Source organism: Pelomonas sp. BJYL3, assembly GCF_027257975.1.
Classification (GTDB): Bacteria; Pseudomonadota; Gammaproteobacteria; order Burkholderiales; family Burkholderiaceae_C; genus Roseateles_B; species Roseateles_B flavus.
In genome coordinates this window covers 594,719-610,299 of record NZ_JANZKX010000002.1, presented here as the reverse complement: position 1 = coordinate 610,299, position 15,581 = coordinate 594,719, and the positions used below count along the sequence as shown (strand labels likewise).

General features: G+C 72.4%; 11 protein-coding genes. 2 read left to right on the top strand and 9 right to left on the bottom strand.

The features are described 5' to 3' along the window. Positions 1–89: 89 nt before the first annotated feature. On the bottom strand, positions 90–1,070 hold the full coding sequence (locus O9Y01_RS08300; RefSeq protein ID WP_269631071.1) for a potassium channel beta subunit family protein: 981 nt from the start codon (positions 1,068–1,070) through the stop codon (positions 90–92). A gap of 181 nt (positions 1,071–1,251) precedes the next feature. Here O9Y01_RS08300 and O9Y01_RS08295 point away from each other — a divergent pair, with 181 nt between their 5' ends. Next, positions 1,252–2,517 carry an FAD-dependent monooxygenase gene (locus O9Y01_RS08295; protein WP_269631069.1) on the top strand — a complete coding sequence of 422 codons (1,266 nt, stop codon included), beginning with the start codon at positions 1,252–1,254 and terminating at the stop codon, positions 2,515–2,517. An 18-nt stretch (positions 2,518–2,535) separates the two neighbouring features. Here the strand turns inward: O9Y01_RS08295 and O9Y01_RS08290 are convergent, their stop codons facing one another. The 4 genes from O9Y01_RS08290 to ctlX all read right to left on the bottom strand — a co-directional run bounded on the left by O9Y01_RS08290 (position 2,536) and on the right by ctlX (position 9,084). Then, the gene (locus O9Y01_RS08290; RefSeq protein ID WP_269631068.1) at positions 2,536–4,545 is read right to left on the bottom strand and encodes an ABC transporter ATP-binding protein; all 2,010 of its coding nucleotides are present in this window, start codon (positions 4,543–4,545) and stop codon (positions 2,536–2,538) included. Next, positions 4,542–7,475 (bottom strand): type 2 lanthipeptide synthetase LanM family protein, encoded by a 2,934-nt coding sequence (locus tag O9Y01_RS08285; protein WP_269631067.1) that lies wholly within the window; start codon positions 7,473–7,475, stop codon positions 4,542–4,544. The genes O9Y01_RS08290 and O9Y01_RS08285 overlap by 4 nt, the downstream gene beginning before the upstream one ends. 133 nt (positions 7,476–7,608) lie before the next feature. After that, the gene (locus tag O9Y01_RS08280) at positions 7,609–7,797 is read right to left on the bottom strand and encodes a DUF6229 family protein (protein WP_269631065.1); all 189 of its coding nucleotides are present in this window, start codon (positions 7,795–7,797) and stop codon (positions 7,609–7,611) included. 345 nt (positions 7,798–8,142) lie between these two features. Then, the gene (gene ctlX / locus O9Y01_RS08275) at positions 8,143–9,084 is read right to left on the bottom strand and encodes a citrulline utilization hydrolase CtlX (protein WP_269631064.1); all 942 of its coding nucleotides are present in this window, start codon (positions 9,082–9,084) and stop codon (positions 8,143–8,145) included. 14 nt (positions 9,085–9,098) lie between these two features. Here ctlX and O9Y01_RS08270 point away from each other — a divergent pair, with 14 nt between their 5' ends. Next, positions 9,099–9,488, top strand: coding sequence for an Lrp/AsnC family transcriptional regulator (locus O9Y01_RS08270; RefSeq protein WP_269631063.1), 390 nt, complete (start codon positions 9,099–9,101; stop codon positions 9,486–9,488). A 10-nt stretch (positions 9,489–9,498) separates the two neighbouring features. On the opposite strand, the gene cutA is transcribed toward O9Y01_RS08270, so the two are convergent. From cutA to O9Y01_RS08250, 4 genes are all read right to left on the bottom strand, one after another. Beyond that, on the bottom strand, positions 9,499–9,840 hold the full coding sequence (gene cutA / locus O9Y01_RS08265) for a divalent-cation tolerance protein CutA (RefSeq protein WP_269631062.1): 342 nt from the start codon (positions 9,838–9,840) through the stop codon (positions 9,499–9,501). A 49-nt stretch (positions 9,841–9,889) separates the two neighbouring features. Beyond that, positions 9,890–10,447 carry a hypothetical protein gene (locus O9Y01_RS08260; protein WP_269631061.1) on the bottom strand — a complete coding sequence of 186 codons (558 nt, stop codon included), beginning with the start codon at positions 10,445–10,447 and terminating at the stop codon, positions 9,890–9,892. 105 nt (positions 10,448–10,552) lie between these two features. Then, positions 10,553–11,407 carry a carbon-nitrogen hydrolase family protein gene (locus O9Y01_RS08255; RefSeq protein WP_269631060.1) on the bottom strand — a complete coding sequence of 285 codons (855 nt, stop codon included), beginning with the start codon at positions 11,405–11,407 and terminating at the stop codon, positions 10,553–10,555. 10 nt (positions 11,408–11,417) lie between these two features. Beyond that, entirely contained in the window at positions 11,418–15,569 is a 4,152-nt protein-coding gene (locus O9Y01_RS08250) for a YhdP family protein (RefSeq protein ID WP_269631059.1), read from the bottom strand. Positions 15,570–15,581: the final 12 nt, after the last annotated feature.

Here is a 15,581-nt window from a genome sequence, read left to right as displayed (position 1 = left end):
ATGTTAGCGGGGCGGCATGACACTCCCTTACAAAGAGGGGGCCTCTCCCTCCTGAGTGGGGGGTGCGCGCAACGCCCCGCCCTGCAGGCTTATTGGGCCAGCGGCAGGGTCAGGGCGTCGATGCGCTCCAGCACCTCGGGGCTGAGCTTGGGCGTCATCGCCAGCGCGGCCAGGTTGTCCTGCAGCTGGCTCATGCGGCTGGCGCCCAGGATCACCGTGGAGACGCGCGGATTGCGGTTCACCCAGGCGATGGCCAGCTGGGCCACGCTGCCACCCAGCTCGGCGGCGATGGCCTCCAGCTCGGCCACGGCGGCATTGCGCTGCGGGTGCTGCAGCTGCTCGCGCAGCCAGCTCATGCTCTCCAGGGAGCCACGGCTGCCTTCGGGGATGCCCTGGCGGTACTTGCCCGTCAGCAGGCCGGAGGCCAGCGGGCTCCAGGTGGTCAGGCCCAGGCCCAGGTCCTCGTACAGGCGGGCGTATTCCTGCTCCACCCGCTTGCGGTGGAAGAGGTGGTACTGCGGCTGCTCCATCACCGGCTTGTGCAGGTGGTGGCGCTCGGCAATCTCCCAGGCGGCGCGGATGTCGGCGGCGCTCCATTCGCTGGTGCCCCAGTAGAGGGCCTTGCCCTGGGTGATCATGTCGCTCATCGCGCGCACGGTCTCCTCGATGGGCGTCAGCGGATCGGGGCGGTGGCAGTAGACCAGATCCACGAAGTCCAGCTGCAGGCGCTGGAGCGAGCCGTCGATGGCCTGCATCAGGTACTTGCGGTTGAGCGTGTTCTGCAGATTGACGGTGCTGCCCTCGCGCTGCAGGCCCCAGAAGAACTTGGTCGAGACCACATAGCTCTCGCGGGCCCACTTCAGCTGCTTGAAGGCCTCGCCCATCACGCGCTCGCTGGCGCCCTGGGCGTAGACCTCGGCGTTGTCGAAGAAATTGACCCCGGCGTCGCGCGCGGCGGCCAGCATCTCCACGGCGGACTTCGTGTCCACCTGGTTGTGATAGGTCACCCAGGATCCCAGCGACAGTTCGGACACCTGCAGGCCGCTGCGGCCCAGTCGACGGTATTGCATGCCTGACTCCTTCTTGACGTGGTGTGCGGCACGGCCCGCCGGCCCGCCACCGGGCCAAGCCTGACCCGCCGTCATGGCAATGGGGGCGAGCGTAGCCCAGCCGGCTCGCTATAGTGCGGAACCCTCGCAATACCGTGGCGCCGCCTGCGGGCATCTGTCCCCTGGGCGACGCCCCCACGCCATGCGTACCGACGCCCCCGCCGCCCCGCCCTCCCCTGCCGATCCCCTGCGCATCGCCATCGTCGGCGCGGGCCCGGCGGGCCTGGGCCTCGCCCTGCTGGCCGCGCGGCGCCTGCCCGCGGCCCAGGTCCAGCTCTTCGACGCCCGCCCGCTGGAGAAGGACATCAGCGACGACCCCCGCACCCTGGCCCTCTCCCTGGGCAGCGTCCAGCTGCTGCAGCGCCTGCAGGCCTGGAACGAGGCAGCGGCACAGTCCATCCTGCAGGTCCAGGTCAGCCAGGCGCCGCCCACGCTGAGGCACCCGGTCTTCGGCGAGGCGGGGCAGCCGGTGGTGAGCATCCATGCCCGTGAGCAGGGCGAGGAGCGCCTGGGCGCCGTGCTGGCCTACGGGCAGCTGGTGGCGCCCATGCAGGCGGCCTGGCTGCGCCAGTGCGAGGCGCGGCCGGCCCAGGCCCTCACCCGCTTCGGCCAGCCGGTGGCCGGCATCCGCGCCGTGGGTGACGAGATGGAGGTGGACGCAGGCATCGCCGATCGCTTCGACCTGGTCGTGATCGCCGAGGGCGGCGTCTTCGCGGAGCAGTCCCGCAAGAGCCTCAGCCACGACTACCAGCAGAACGCCTGGGTGGGCACCGTGACCCTGGACCCGGCCTCGCCGCCGGGCGTGGCCTACGAGCGCTTCACCCGCAACGGTCCCCTGGCCCTGCTGCCCCTGCCACCCACCCCCCAGCAGCCGCACCGCGCGGCCCTGGTCTGGTGCCTGCCGCAGGCCGAGGACGAGGTGGCCGGCCTGACGGATGCCCAGCGCCTCACCGTGATCAACCAGCAGCTGCCGCCGGGCCTGCCGCCCCTGCGCGGCATCAGCCCGCTGAAGTGCTTCCCGCTGGGCCTCAATGCCGAGCGCAGCCTCGTGGAGGGGCGCCTGGTGCGCATCGGCAACGCGGCCCAGACCCTGCACCCGGTGGCCGGCCAGGGCCTGAACCTGGGCCTGCGCGATGCCTACGCGCTGGTCGAGGCGCTGGTCCAGGCGCAGGCCCGCCAGCCCGGCTCCCCCCTGGCCGCCGCCGTGCCCCGGGCCCTGCAGCGCGTGCAGTGGCAGCGCGGGCCGGACCGCTGGAGCACCATCCTCGGCACCGACTTCCTGGCCCGCAGCTTCAGCTGGCGCTGGCCCGCCCTGCCCGCCCTGCGGGGCCTGGGCCTGGCGGCGCTGCAGGCGCTGCCCCCGGTCAAGAAGGCGCTGGCGCGGCAGATGATGTTCGGGCGGCGCTAGCGTCCTGCCCTGGCCGGATCACGCGGCCTCGGATTCACGCGGCGCCGCCGCCACTGCCTCCGCGGCCGTTCCTGCAGCGTCCGCCTCCATGCGCTCGGCCAGCCGCGCCTGCAGCGCATGCAGCTGCGCATAGCCGCCGCCCAGCGCCATCAGTTCCTCATGCGTGCCGGACTCGGTGATGCGCCCGGCCTTCAGGAAGTAGATCCGGTCCGCTGACTGCGCACTGGCCAGGCGGTGGGTGATCAGCACCACCATGCGGTCGCGGCGCAGCCTGGCCAGGCTCGCGAAGACGGCGGCCTCGGCACGGGCGTCCAGGGGTGCGGTGGGCTCGTCCCAGATGGTCAGGGCGGCCTGGCGGTAGAGGCCACGGGCCACGGCCAGGCGCTGCCACTGGCCGGAGGACAGCTCGATGCCGCCCTTGAACAGGCGGTTGAGCAGCGTCTGCCAGCCTTGCGGCAGCTGAGCAGCCACCTGGTCGGCCTCGGCCTCGCGAACGGCCTGCGCGAAGCGGGGGTCGTCATCACCGCCGGCGGCCAGACCCACGCGCCCCAGCCGCACGTTCTGCGCAGCGCTGTAGGGCCAGCGCAGCGGGTGCTGGGGCACGATGAGGGTGTGGGCCAGGCGCTGGCGGGCGTCGAGGCTGCGGCAGTCCACGCCGTCCCAGTCCATGCGCCCGGCGCTGGGCTCGTAAAGGCCGGCCAGCAGCTTGGCCAGCGTGGACTTGCCCGAGCCGTTCTCACCCACCAGGGCGATGGTCGTGCCGCGCTGCAGCGTCAGGTGGATGTCGTGCAGCACCGGCCGGTCCGGGGCGCCCGCGTAGGCAAAGCCCACGCCCTGCAGGGTGATGCGTTCGGGCGCCGGCAGCTCGGGCGCGCCGGCCTGTGCGGGCAGGGCGGCAGGCGCCTGGCCGACAAAGCCGAAGTAGTCGTCCAGGTACAGCGCCTTCTCCATCATCTGGTCCAGGGCATGGACCAGCTGGCGCACGGCCTCCAGGCTGGTGCGCAGGCCCAGTGCCGCGGCGCCGGCCAGCGCCGGCGCCAGGCTGCCGCGGCCCACCAGCATCACCAGCCAGAGGTAGGCCAGCCCCTGGGCCAGGCCGCTCACGACGGCGCCCCAGGCCCGCGTGCGGGCGATGCCGGCCTTCAGCCGTTCCAGGCTGGTGCGCAGGGCCTCGGTCACGCGCCGGTGGCGCTCGCTGAGCAGCGGCTCCATCTGCAGCGCCCGCAGCTCGGCGGCAGGCTCGGGCTGGCTGGCCAGCTCCTGCAGCATCCAGCCCTGGCGGGACAGGGCGATGCTCTGGTCCCAATGGCTCTGCACGCACAGCAGGGCGCGGATGGCCGTCCAGGCCTGGGGCAGCAGGCACAGCAGCAGCACGGGCAGCAGGGCCGGATGCAGCACCAGCAGGGCCACCGCGCCTGAGACCAGGCCGATGCCCGCGCTGCTCAGCGCCACGGTCTGGTCGACGATGCTCTCGACATAGTGCAGGCCGCGGTCGCGGGCACGGTGCATGCGGTCGACGAACTCCGGGTCATCGAAACGCTGCAGCGGTGCACGCAGGCAGGCGTCGACGAAGTCCTGCTCGGCCGTGGCCACCAGGGCGGGGCTGAGCCGGGCGCGCAGCACCTCGGCCAGGGCCTCCAGCGCCAGCTTGCCCAGGAAGGCCGCGCCCAGGCCCAGGGCGACGCCCGTGTGCGGCGCCAGCTGCTGGCTCACGGACTGAGCCAGCCCATGCGCATCGAGCAGGGACTGCAGGAGCCGCCCCCCCAGCACCAGGGTGTAGGCCCACAGAAGGCCGGCCAGCAGCTGGCAGCCCAGCACGCCGAGGACGGCAGCCAGGCCGACCCGCCGCATCAGCGCGACGACAGGCGGCGCCGCACCCGCCACGCGCCGGAAGAAGGCGGGAAAGCTGCTCAGCAGGGCCTCGGAGGCGCCCAACTCCCAATAGGGGTTGTCGGTGGCGATGAAGACCTCGGCGTCGCCCGGCGCCTGCGAGGCGCCCTCAGCCGCCCGGTCCGGTGCCCGGCTCATGGCCGCACGAAGGACGGCAGCCGCGCCTGCGGGTGCGCGCGCAGCAGCTGGTAGGCGATGCCGCCCGGCCCCGTCATCAGCGAGGGCGAGAAGACGTCATTGGTGATGCCACAACGGCTGCCGTGCTGCTCCAGGCTGGCCAGCAGGCGCGCCAGCTCCGCGTCTCGGCTGACACCCGGCGGTGCCAGGCCGCGGTCGGCCGCTTCCTGCAGCAGCTCCAGGGCGCTGGCGTCGCCATGGCAGGCGCAGTGGTTCCAGCCCATGCCCTGACGGAAGGTCGCCCCGGCGGCCTGGTGCACGCGCTCGCGCACCCGGTCCTCGCCGATCAGGGCCGTGAAGTCCAGGTAGCCCAGGCCGTTGCCCACGGCGCCGTGGCACCAGGCCGTGGAGCAGTTGACGCCGTCCAGATGGCGCAGGTCGCGCCAGTTCTGGTCCGCCTCGTCGAACAGGGACTCCTCGAAGGCCAGCGCCTCCTGCGCGCCTTGCAGGAAGCGAGGTTCGCCGCAGGCCTCATGCAGCTTCAGCAGGGCCCAGCCGATGCCGCAGCTGCCGTGACCGAAGCCGCCCATGCCCTCGGGGGCCGCCGCGGTGGGCCAGCAGGCCCGGCCGCCTTCGCGCTTCGCGGCCTTCAGCAGATGGTCCCCCGCTGCGATGGCCAGCGCGAGGTGCGCGGCCTGCTGCGTGCGCCGGTGCAGCAGCAGCAGGCCCGGGATCGCCCCGGCCGCGCCGGCCAGCAGGTCATAGGTCTGGTCGGCCTCCAGCGAGCCCTGCATGTACTCCGCCGTCAGCGCGGCGCACTCGACGGCCTCGGCCCCGACGGCGCCCAGGGCCTCCAGCTGCAGCCAGCCCCAGATCTGCGAACCGATGCCCAGGTAGCCGCCCGGCTGGTGCGGCCGCACCTTGCCGGCCGAGCGCTGCAGCTCGACCTGGCGGTACAGGCCCTTCCTCATGGTCTCGATCACCGCGGCCAGCAGTTCGTCGGCACCGGGCAGCGGCAGGGCGCGGCCCTGGGCCACCTCGCGCTGGTAGGCCGCCAGCAGCAGGGCCACGCCGGCATTGCCGCCGTAGAGGTTCTGGTCGATGGCCTGGATGCCCCAGCCCGTGGGGCCCAGCGTGGGGGAGATCCAGGTGACCGTGCCGTCATCGCCGCGGATGCCGTTCTGCAGGAAGGGCACGAGCAGGCGGCGGGCCCAGGCCTGGCGCCGCGGCTCGAGGTCCTGCTGGCTGGCCGTGTGCACGCGGAAGGACCGCTCGGTGGGCATCCAGCCGTCGTTGAGGTAGGCGCTCAGCAGGGAGGCCTTGATGATGTCGCGGTCCAGGCGCTGGTCCGAGGCGCTCCAGGCCTGCAGGCATTGCTCGACGAGGTCGTTCTCGGGCAGCCACTGCGTGCCGCCGGGCCCCGACATGCGGCCATGGCCGGCGGTGCTGTGGAAGTAGGGCACGTCGCCGCGCAGCATGTCGTCGATCTCGGCCTGGATGACCACGGGGTCGGAGGGCGTGGTCGAGATCAGCGCCGCCGCGCGCGCCAGCAGGCCCGCAGCGCGCTGGCGGGCCTGTACCTCGTCGGCCAGGGAGATCGGGTGCCAGAGCATGCGGATCAGCTCGGCATAGACCTCCGTCGCCCGCGGCACGAGGCGCATGTGGCAGGGCTTGAAGGGCTGCAGCAGCGGCGCCAGGCGGCCCTGCGCATGCAGCTGGATCAGGCGTGCGGTGAGGCTGTCATAACCCTCCAGCACCTGGCCCCAGTAGCGCTCCAGCGAGGGCGTCTCGCAAGGGTGGTTCTTGGCGATCTCCACCTCGACCAGGGCCTGGCCGATGCGCACGGTGTCCCGGCCGCCGTCCACGAGGGCGGGGACGCTGATCTTGGGCTGCTGCTGGCGGATGCTGCCCATGCCGGAGTTGTCCACGCCGCGCCAGCCCAGCGAGGCGCCGCGGCCGGGCAGCAGGCCCGTCTTCATGAGGGAGGCGAACATGGCCTCGTCGGCCTTGTCCACCGCGTTGCCGAAGCCGGAGGGCTTGATCTCGGTGCGCGGGCAGAAGAGGGTCTCGCAGTCCACGATGATGGGCAGGCAGCCCTGGGCGATGACGTTCTCGCCATGGAAATCAGTGCCACCCAGCAGCCGCATGATGGCCAGCCAGTGGCCCATGTTGCGGTAGAACAGCCGCAGCTCCCGCTCATCGACGGCATGGCGGTGGACGATGAACTCGCCCCAGCCGTGGTCGCCGCGGTCCAGCACCGCGGGCACGCGCACGCGCTGCGCGACGGGCTCGTCGGCCAGCACCTGCTGCAGGAAGTCGGCCAGGGCCTGATCGGTGTTGAGGGGCCGGGGCTTGTAGGCCGCGGTGCCGCCCTCGAGGCGCAGCAGGGCCACGCCTGCGCCACCGTTGTGGCTGTCGCCCTTGGCCAGCTCCAGGGCCTGCAGCGCACCGGGCGCCTGGCCCAGCAGCGTGCCGAGCAAGGCCCTGTCTTCGGCGAAATGGCGCGCCAGGGTGGCCACGAAGCGCACCTTGTGGTCCACGATCCAGCCAACGCGGGCCAGCAGGCTCGGGTATTGCTCGCCCAGCCTCGCCCAGTGCTGCGGGGTGGCGGCCTGGGCCAGGTATTCCTCCCAGCGCGCCGCAGAACTCGCCGCGCTCAGCCGGCCCTGCACGCGGGCGGCGTTGATATCCATGACCAGCACGCGGGCGAGCTTGGCATGGAGCTGTTGTTCGAGGTGCTGACGCAAGGCGTCGGCAATGAGAGAGCGCTCGGCTGCCTCGAGGCTGTCCAGGTCCTGCAGCGCACGCGTGAGCGCGGCAAGGGCGGGAGCAATCCAGTGGACCAGGCAGGGGACGAAGTCCGGCTCGGCCGGCTCGGCCGGCTCGGCGTGCGCGTCGTGGTCGGGATGCTCGCGGGCGGCGACGGATTCAGCGGGGGGCGTGGACTGCATGGGCGAGCGGATCAGGTCGGGCGGATCAGGGGAGACGCCTGGGCAGAAGGCCAGGACTGCCGGCCGGACCCCGCCACCTGGGCGGGGTCTCGACGCCAGGGACCGGAACCCCAGGCGTCTGCACATCAGTGCATCAGCAGCACATGATGGTGCGCGAGCCGGAGCAGCTGGAGCAGCCCTGGCGGGTTTCACGCGACACGTCGCCGGCGATTTCGGCTTCGCTGTACACGCCGCTGGAGAACAGCGGGCCGGCGGGGTTGGCTGCGGACTCGTCTTGCATCCATTGCTCGACTTGCTGCAGTGCGCTGGTGATCTCGTTCATGAGGTTCTCCTTGCTAGGTTGAGTGTGAAAACCTTGCGCCTGCGACCGCGGCTGCAGGGCCCTCCGCACATCGGAAGCACTGCGTCGTGTCCGGGGCAGCCCGGCAGCCTGGCATTGCGCAAAGCGGATCGAAGGCTATGCGTCGGCTTCCCAGGCACCCCATGGGGCAAGTCCCTAGGCCACCCGGGCTTTACATGAATGGGCAGGGCAACCTGCAAGGGTTTACAGGTGTCCTCCGCAATGCCTGCCGTCCTACATGAAACCACCCCCCAACCAGTTGGGCGAGCAACGCACAGTTGACCTGGCACCGCACCGCGAAGCGGTCGGGCAAGGCGCCGCACCCGCTCACTGCGCGTCCAGTGCCTGCGGCCATGCGGCGAGCGCCCTCGCCGGACGTGCCGGCAGATGCACCCCCGCCAGCATGCAGCGCACCGAGCCGCCGGCCTGCTCGAGGGTGGGCACCGCCAAGGGCAGCAGGCGCAGGCCCAGCCCCGCGAAGACCTTCTTCTGGCGCGCATCCAGGGCGTCCAGGGCGGTACCGGACAGGGCCAGCAGCGGCCCGCGGGGCGTCGCCAGCTCCAGGGCATTGCCGGCAAAGGCAAGGACCTGCTCAGCACCCAGCTCGATCAGCTGCCGCCCGCCCGATTGCAGCCGGGCACGCAGGCGGCGGCGCTCGGCGTCCTTTGGCAGCAGGGCCAGGCCCGCCGCGGCGTAGGCCGTGCCCACATGCATCAGCACATTGCTGTGATAGACGGGCACGCCCTGCGCATCGGCCGTGTCGAAGGCATGGGGGCGGTAGCGCATCAGTGCGCAGAAGCGCTGCAGCGCGGCCTCATGCGCGCGGCCGGAGCGCCCCATGTAGGCAAGGCGCTGCACGTGGTCCAGCACCAGGGCGCCCGTGCCCTCGAGGTGCAGGCCCTGTCGCTCCAGCGGGCTGAGGTCCAGCAGCTGGCGCAGCTGGTAGTGGCGGCCGAGGAAGGCCAGGATGTCCGCCCGCCGCTCCAGGCGCCGGTTGGGCGCGGCCATGGGGTACAGCACCACGCGGCCGTCGGCATGGGTGGAGAACCAGTTGTTGGGAAAGACGGCATCGGGCGTCGGCGGTGCCTCGGGCGCGCTGGGCTCGTCAAAGACATGCACGGCAACGCCCGCCTCGCGCAGCCGGTCCACGGCGGCATCGAACTCGAGGCGGGCCTGCAGGCCCAGGGTGGCGGAGGGCGGGACGGGCTGCTGGAATCGGTTGTCGGCCCGGGTCTGCGGATTGGGCTGGAAGCGATGGGGCCGGACCATCACGACGGCATGGGGTGCTTGTCAACGCCCGCACGCCCGTGGTGGCGCTGGCCAAGGCCCTGCGCCTGACGCGCAACACGGTGCAGCACCGCATCGAACGCCTGGAGCAGGCCGGCGTGATCCTGGGCTACACCTTGAAGCTGCGCCCCGAGACGGAGTCCGGCCGCCTGCGCGCGGTGATGAGCATTGCCGTCGAGGGCAGCCAGGGCGAGGCCGTGCGGCGGGCGCTGTGGGGCCATGCGCAGGTGGTGGGCCTGCACACCACCAACGGCCGCTGGGACCTGATCGCCGAGCTGCGGGCGGAGTCGCTGGAGGCCTTCAACACGGCCCTGGGCGAGATCCGCCGCATTCCCGGCATCGCCAGCAGCGAGACCAGCCTGCTGCTGGCCACCGACAAGGCCTGAGACCCCGCGCTCAGGCCTGCAGGCTCGCCACGGACTCGGCCATCCAGGCCGCGAAGGCCGGTTCGGCCCACTGCACGGGCAGGCTCAGCAGGGCGGGCAGCTCGTAGGGATGGAGGTCGGCCACCAGCGCCGCCAGCTCGGCCTGGCGGCCCTGCGTGGTCTTGAGCAGCAGGCGCCATTCGGGGTCCTCGCAGACCTCGCCTTGCCAGCGGTAGATGCTCTCGATGGCCTGGATCTGCGCACAGGCAGCCAGGCGGCGCTGCACCACTTCGCGTGCCAGGGCCTGGGCGGCCTCGCGGCTGGGCAGGGTCGTGAGCATCAGCAGAGGGCGGTCGGGATCGGGGGCAGTCATCGCAGGCTCCGGCATCACCACGCGGGCGGTGCCGCCATTGTGCGGCGGCTCAGGCCAGGCGCAGCTCGATCAGCTCGCGCACCAGGGCTTCCAGCGACTGATGCAGCGCTGCCTCGTTGGCCAGGCGCAGGCGCTCGTTCATGTCCAGCCAGGCGGCATCCAGGGGCGTGGTCTGCACCAGGCGCATCTGGCGCTCGTAGACCAGCTTGCCGCTGGCCCGCTCCACCAGGCGGTACTGCATGTAGAGCGCCACGGTGACGTCGGCCGCAACCTTGGGCTGCTCCAGCTTCATCAGCCGCGCCTGCAGCTCGAAGCGGCCGCCTTCGGGCATCACGGCCGCCAGCCCCACGCCACGCAGGGATTCGTCCAGGGCGATGCGCAGGCTCTCGTCGCTGATCTTGGAGCCCCAGTAGCGCCCGGTCTCGGCGCCGCCCTCCACCTTGCCCAGGCGGATCTGGCCGCGCAGCGCTTCGGGAATCCAGCTGCGCAGCTGCAGGCGCTCGGCGGCGCGCAGGCTCATGCGATCGGGCTCGGCCGGCGTGCCGCATCCGCCCAGCAGGGCGGCCAGGGCCAGCACACAGGAAAGGGACAGGACGGGGCGCATCATGGGCAGTCTCCAGGCGCTCATGGTGCCGCCGCGGGCCGCCGGTGATGCCGAGAAAAGACGGGCAAAGCCTGCCCGTCTCAGGCCCGCCTCAGCCGGTCACTCGACTCACAGCAGGCGGTGCTGCAGGGCCGGCAGCTGGCTGCGCACGGCGGCCAGGCGCTGGGCGTCCAGCTCGGCCATCACCACGCCCTCGCCTTCCGGCAGGCAGGCCAGCACCTGGCCCCAGGGATCGATGATCAGGCTGTGGCCCCAGGTGCGGCGGCCGTTCTCATGCCGGCCGCCCTGCGCGGGGGCGATCACGTAGGCCTGGTTCTCGACCGCACGGGCGCGCAGCAGCAGCTCCCAGTGCGCCTCCCCGGTCGTGTAGGTGAAGGCCGCGGGCACGGCGATGAGGTCGCAGGGCGGCTGGCCCGGCGTGAAGCTCATCGCGCGGAAGAGCTCGGGGAAGCGCAGGTCGTAGCAGACCGAGAGGCCCGTGCGCCACACGCGGCCGTCGCGCGCCTTCAGGTCCACGGTGACGGGCTGCTCGCCGCGCTCCAGCACCTGGCCTTCGTCATAGGCCTCGCGGCCGTTGTTGAAGCGGAAGAGGTGGATCTTGTCGTAGCGGGCCGCGCGCTGGCCGTCCGGCGCATAGACACAGACGCTGTTGCGCACGCGCTGCCCGGCCGCATCCCCTTCGCAGGCGATGGGCAGGGTGCCGCCCAGCACCCACACGCCCAGCTCGCGCGCGGCCTTGGAGAGCGCGCGCTGCAGGGGCGCCGCGGCGTCGGGCGCGACGGTCAAGTCGCGCTCGGCGATGGCCAGCTTGTCGCGGTCCTGCAGGCCCATCAGGCAGAAGTACTCGGGCAGGGCCACGGCCTCGGCGCCAGCGGTGGCAGCCTGCGCCATCAGCTCGCAGGCGCGGGCCAGGTTGCGGGCGGCGTCCGGCGTGGACACCATCTGGATGGCGGCGATCTTCATGGGCTTCTCCTCAGGGCGTGAAGGCGGGCGGTGCGGGCGGGGCAGAGGCCGACGGCTTGCCGGACGCGGGCGCCGAGCCGCTGCCCGCCGGCTGGCTGGCACCCTCGTCAGGCACGCCACCCTTGTGCGGCACTTCCTCGACCTTGGGCGATTCCCAGGTGCCGGTCACATGGAATTCGCTGGTGCCCGCAGCCGCCATGGGCTTGCGCAGCAGCAGCTGGGCCAGGAAGGTGCCCAGGCCGATGGCCGGGTTGATGGCGGCATAGGCCAGCGAGGCCCCGCCCGCATTCACCTGGGGGACGACCAGCACGCGCAGGTCCTGGGTCTCACGGGCGAGGTCGGCCCTGCCGTCCATCAGCACCAGGGCCTGCACGCCGCGCATGCGCAGGTTCTCGCTGCGGGCAAGACCGCGCTCGATGCGCACGTCGCCCTCGAAGCTGTCGAAGGCGAAGCCCTCGGCAAAGACATCGCGGAAGTCCAGCAGCAGGCGCCGCGGCAGGCTCTGCAGGCTCAGCACGCCCAGCAGGCGGCCGACGCCGGGATCGGCCTTGAGGAACTGGCCGGCGTCCAGGGCCACATTGAGCTGGCCTGCCATGCTGGCGTAGTCGGGCGACAGCGGCGAGCCCTGCCAGCCCAGCTGACCGTGCAGCTTGCCACGGCCGTTGCGCAAGACCTGACCCTGGCCCATGCGCTCGAGCAGCTTGCCCGCGTCGGCCACGTCCAGCTGCCAGTCCAGCTGAGTGCGGCGCTGGCTCTGGCCGCTCTCGGCCTTCCACTGGCCGGTGGCGCTGAGCGTGGCGTCGGGGCTCTTGAGCTGCAGACGGTTGAGCTTCCACTCGCGCCCGCCGGGCAGGCGCGGGCCCTGCAGCTGAGCCTCGACCTCCAGCCGGCCCAGGCGCTTGCCGCGCAGCTCGAAATCGTCGACCACCACGTCCAGCGCCGGCACCTGGGCATCGGACTTGTCCAGCAGCTGGCTGACGGAATCGGCCTCGCTCTTGGGCAGGGAGAGGCGGCTCAGGCGGGCGAAGAGCCGGCCGCCCTGCGGCGCGGCGTTGTCACGCCACTCGACCTGGCCGGCGAGCTGCTCGGCGTCGAGCGTGCCGCGCCAGGACCAGGCATCCGCCCGATTGAGCGTGGCGCTGAGCTTGTTGATGGCGCGGCCGCCCGCCAGCAGCTGCTGGGCCTGCAGCTGGATGCGGCTGGGACCGTAACCGCCTTCACCCGTGCCGCCGGCCGCGCCGCCCATCAGCTGGCTTTCCACCGCCAGCCAGGGATCGGCCTGCACGCGCCCCAGCCGGGCCTGGAAGAGCACGCCGCTGTCCGGCAGGGCGGGCAGCCTGTCCTCGACGGCGAGGGCGCCGCGCAGCACCCGGGGCGCCTCCGGATCGCTGGTGTCGCGCTGGTACTGGGCATGCAGCAGGGTGCCGACATCCAGCCGGAGCTCGTCGCGCTGCGGCCCCGCCGCCTGGGTCTGGTACAGCAGGGGCAGGCTGGCGTCGGCCTCCTTGCGCAGGGGCGCGGGCAGGTCCACGCCCAGGCCCTGCAGGGAGGACTGCACGGTGATCTCGGTGGCGCCGCCGCGGATGCCCAGCTGCAGCCGGTAGGCCGCCTGCCCGCTCATGAAGCTGCCCAGGCGGCTCAGCAGGCCGATCTCCGAGGCCCGGCGCAGGCCCTCGGCAGTGGCCGTGCCCTGGCCGGTGAAGCGCAGGCTGCCGTCCTTCTGGCTGCCGCCCTCGAAGCTGGCCTCGGCGCCCAGGACCTGGGCCTGGCCACCGACGATCTGCAGGCCCTTGTGGTCGAAGTCGACCCGGCCCCGTGCGGCTCCCAGCAGGGGCACGTCGGGTCGCAGGCGCAGGTCGTTGCCCTGCAGCTGCACGCTGCCCTTGATCTGCGTCGCGTCGACATGGTCCAGCGGCATCTGCAGATTCAGCTTGAGCCCGGCATTGCCATTGCTGGAGGCGGTGGCCAGGGCGTTGCCCGTCCAGCGACCCACGGGGGAGACATTGACGAAGCGGATCAGCTCCGACGCGGGCCCCCGCCCACTGCCTTCCAGCTCGAGCACCTGGTGATGGATCAGGTCCTTGATGCCACCGTGCACATTGCCCAGCTCGTAGCCCAGCACCTGGGCGCGGCCGTTGCGGATGCTCATGCTGCCGCGGTCGAAGAGCAGCTCGGCCTGCACCCGTTCCATCACCGGCCAGGGAGACTCCCAGGCGGGGACCCCCTCGCGCGCGGCACGGCTGGGCACGTAGGCCAGCAGGACGTCGCGCGCCTGGGCGCTGATGCGGAACTGGCCGTCCTTGCTGCGGTCATAGGGGAAGTCCCAGAGATCGCCACGGCTGCGGAACTGCACATTGCTGGCCGTGCCGTCCAGCACGGCGTCGCGCACATAGTGGCGGGCCTGGTCACCCACGCCCAGGGGCAGGTAGCGCCACACCGCCGCGGCCTTGACCTCGGACAGCCGGCCGTTGAGGTCCAGCAGGCCCGGCAGGCGCCCGCCTCGGCCCACGCCCTCGCCGCTGCCGGTGCGCCAGGTAGCCTCCAGCTCGCCCAGCAGGTCCTCATTGGCCACGCTGACCTCGCTGGCCTTCAGCTCGATCAGGGGCAGGCCCTGGGCGCGCGGCTCGATGCGCCAGTCCAGCTGGGCCGACAGCCGCTGGAGGGGGATGCGCGGCGCCTCGAAGACGCCGGGAAAGACGACCGAGCCCTCGGCGATGTGCAGCTGCGCCTGGCCGCCACGCTCGGTGGCCTCGAAGCGCAGGCTGGCGCCATCCAGGCCGGGGCGGCCCACGTGGACGGCGTCGGCCCCGGCCTGGGCCTGCATGCTGAACTGCTGCAGCTGTCCGCGGGCCCGGTAGCGCCGGGGAGCGTCCAGGCTGCCCTCCCAGCCGGCGCTGAGCTCGCTGAGCACGCCCTGGGGGGCGATGTCGTCGATCAGCTGGCGCAGCTGCTCGCCCAGGGGCAGCTTGGTGGCGATGCGGGCCAGCAGGTCGAGGTCCAGATGCTGGGCCTTGAGCTCGCCGCCCACGATGCCACCGGGCGCCGGGGCCTGGGTCACGTCCCGGCTGACACCGCGCGGGCCGGCCTGCTCCTCCGTGACGCTGAGGGACCAGTCGCTGCGGGGCCAGACCAGGCGGTCGTCCAGCTCGAAGCCCAGCTGCTTCGCGGCCAGGGTCAGCTGGGCGCCGCTGCGGCGCAGCTCCAGGCGGCCGGCGATGCCGCCGAGGTCCAGCACGTCGACCCGCGGCGAGAGCCGCATGCGCACCGAGCGCAGGGCCATGTCCAGGGTCAGGGCCTGAGGCTGGCCCTCGCGGATCTCGGCCCAGGCGCGCAGGGCGCCGTCGCCCTCGGAGAGTTCAAAGGGCAGGTCCAGGTAGCGGCGCAGCTCCCGCACGTCGGCCCGGGGCAGGTCGGCGAAGAGCTCGCCGCTCCAGCGCTGGAACTCGCTGGGGCGGCTCAGCAGGGCCTGCTTGAAGCGGCCGCGCAGGCTCAAGGCCTGACCCCATGCGGCCGGCGGCGTGGCGTCCAGGCGCACATCGTGGTGCAGCAGGCCGTTGCGCATGACCAGGTCCAGGCCGCTGAGCTCCAGGGGCGGGGCCTGGCGCTTTTCGTCCACCCAGCGGATGCGCCCCTGGCGGATGACGAACTCGGGCTGCGAGAAGAACCAGTCGGCCAGCTCGGCGCCGTCGCTGGCGCGCTCGCCCTCGGCGATGTCCAGGCCCGCCACGAAGATGCGGCCGGACTTGTCGCGGCGCAATTCCAGCTCGGGCTTGCTGATCAGCAGCTGCGCGAAGCGGAGCTCCAGGGCGTAGAGCGAGCGCAGGGACAGCACCGCCTTCACCTCGGGCAGGCGCAGGGCCGTGCGGCCCTGGGCGTCGCTGAGGCGCAGGTCGTGCAAGGTCAGGGCGGGCAGCCAGGCGCCGGGCTCGGCCTCCAGGCGGCCGATCTCGGCCTTCAACCCCAGTGCCTTGGAGGCCTGTTGCTCCAAGGGCGCACGCCAACGATCCAGCTGCGGCAGAATCGCCCAATGAAGCGTGAGCCACGCGGCCAGCAGCAAGGTGCACAGCAGCAGCAGGCTCACGACCGCCCAGCGCATGCAGCGGCGCGTCCAGCGCAGCGGACGCCTGGCAGCGGCAAGCGTGTGGGCAATCAGCGAAGACATGACAGAGGCACG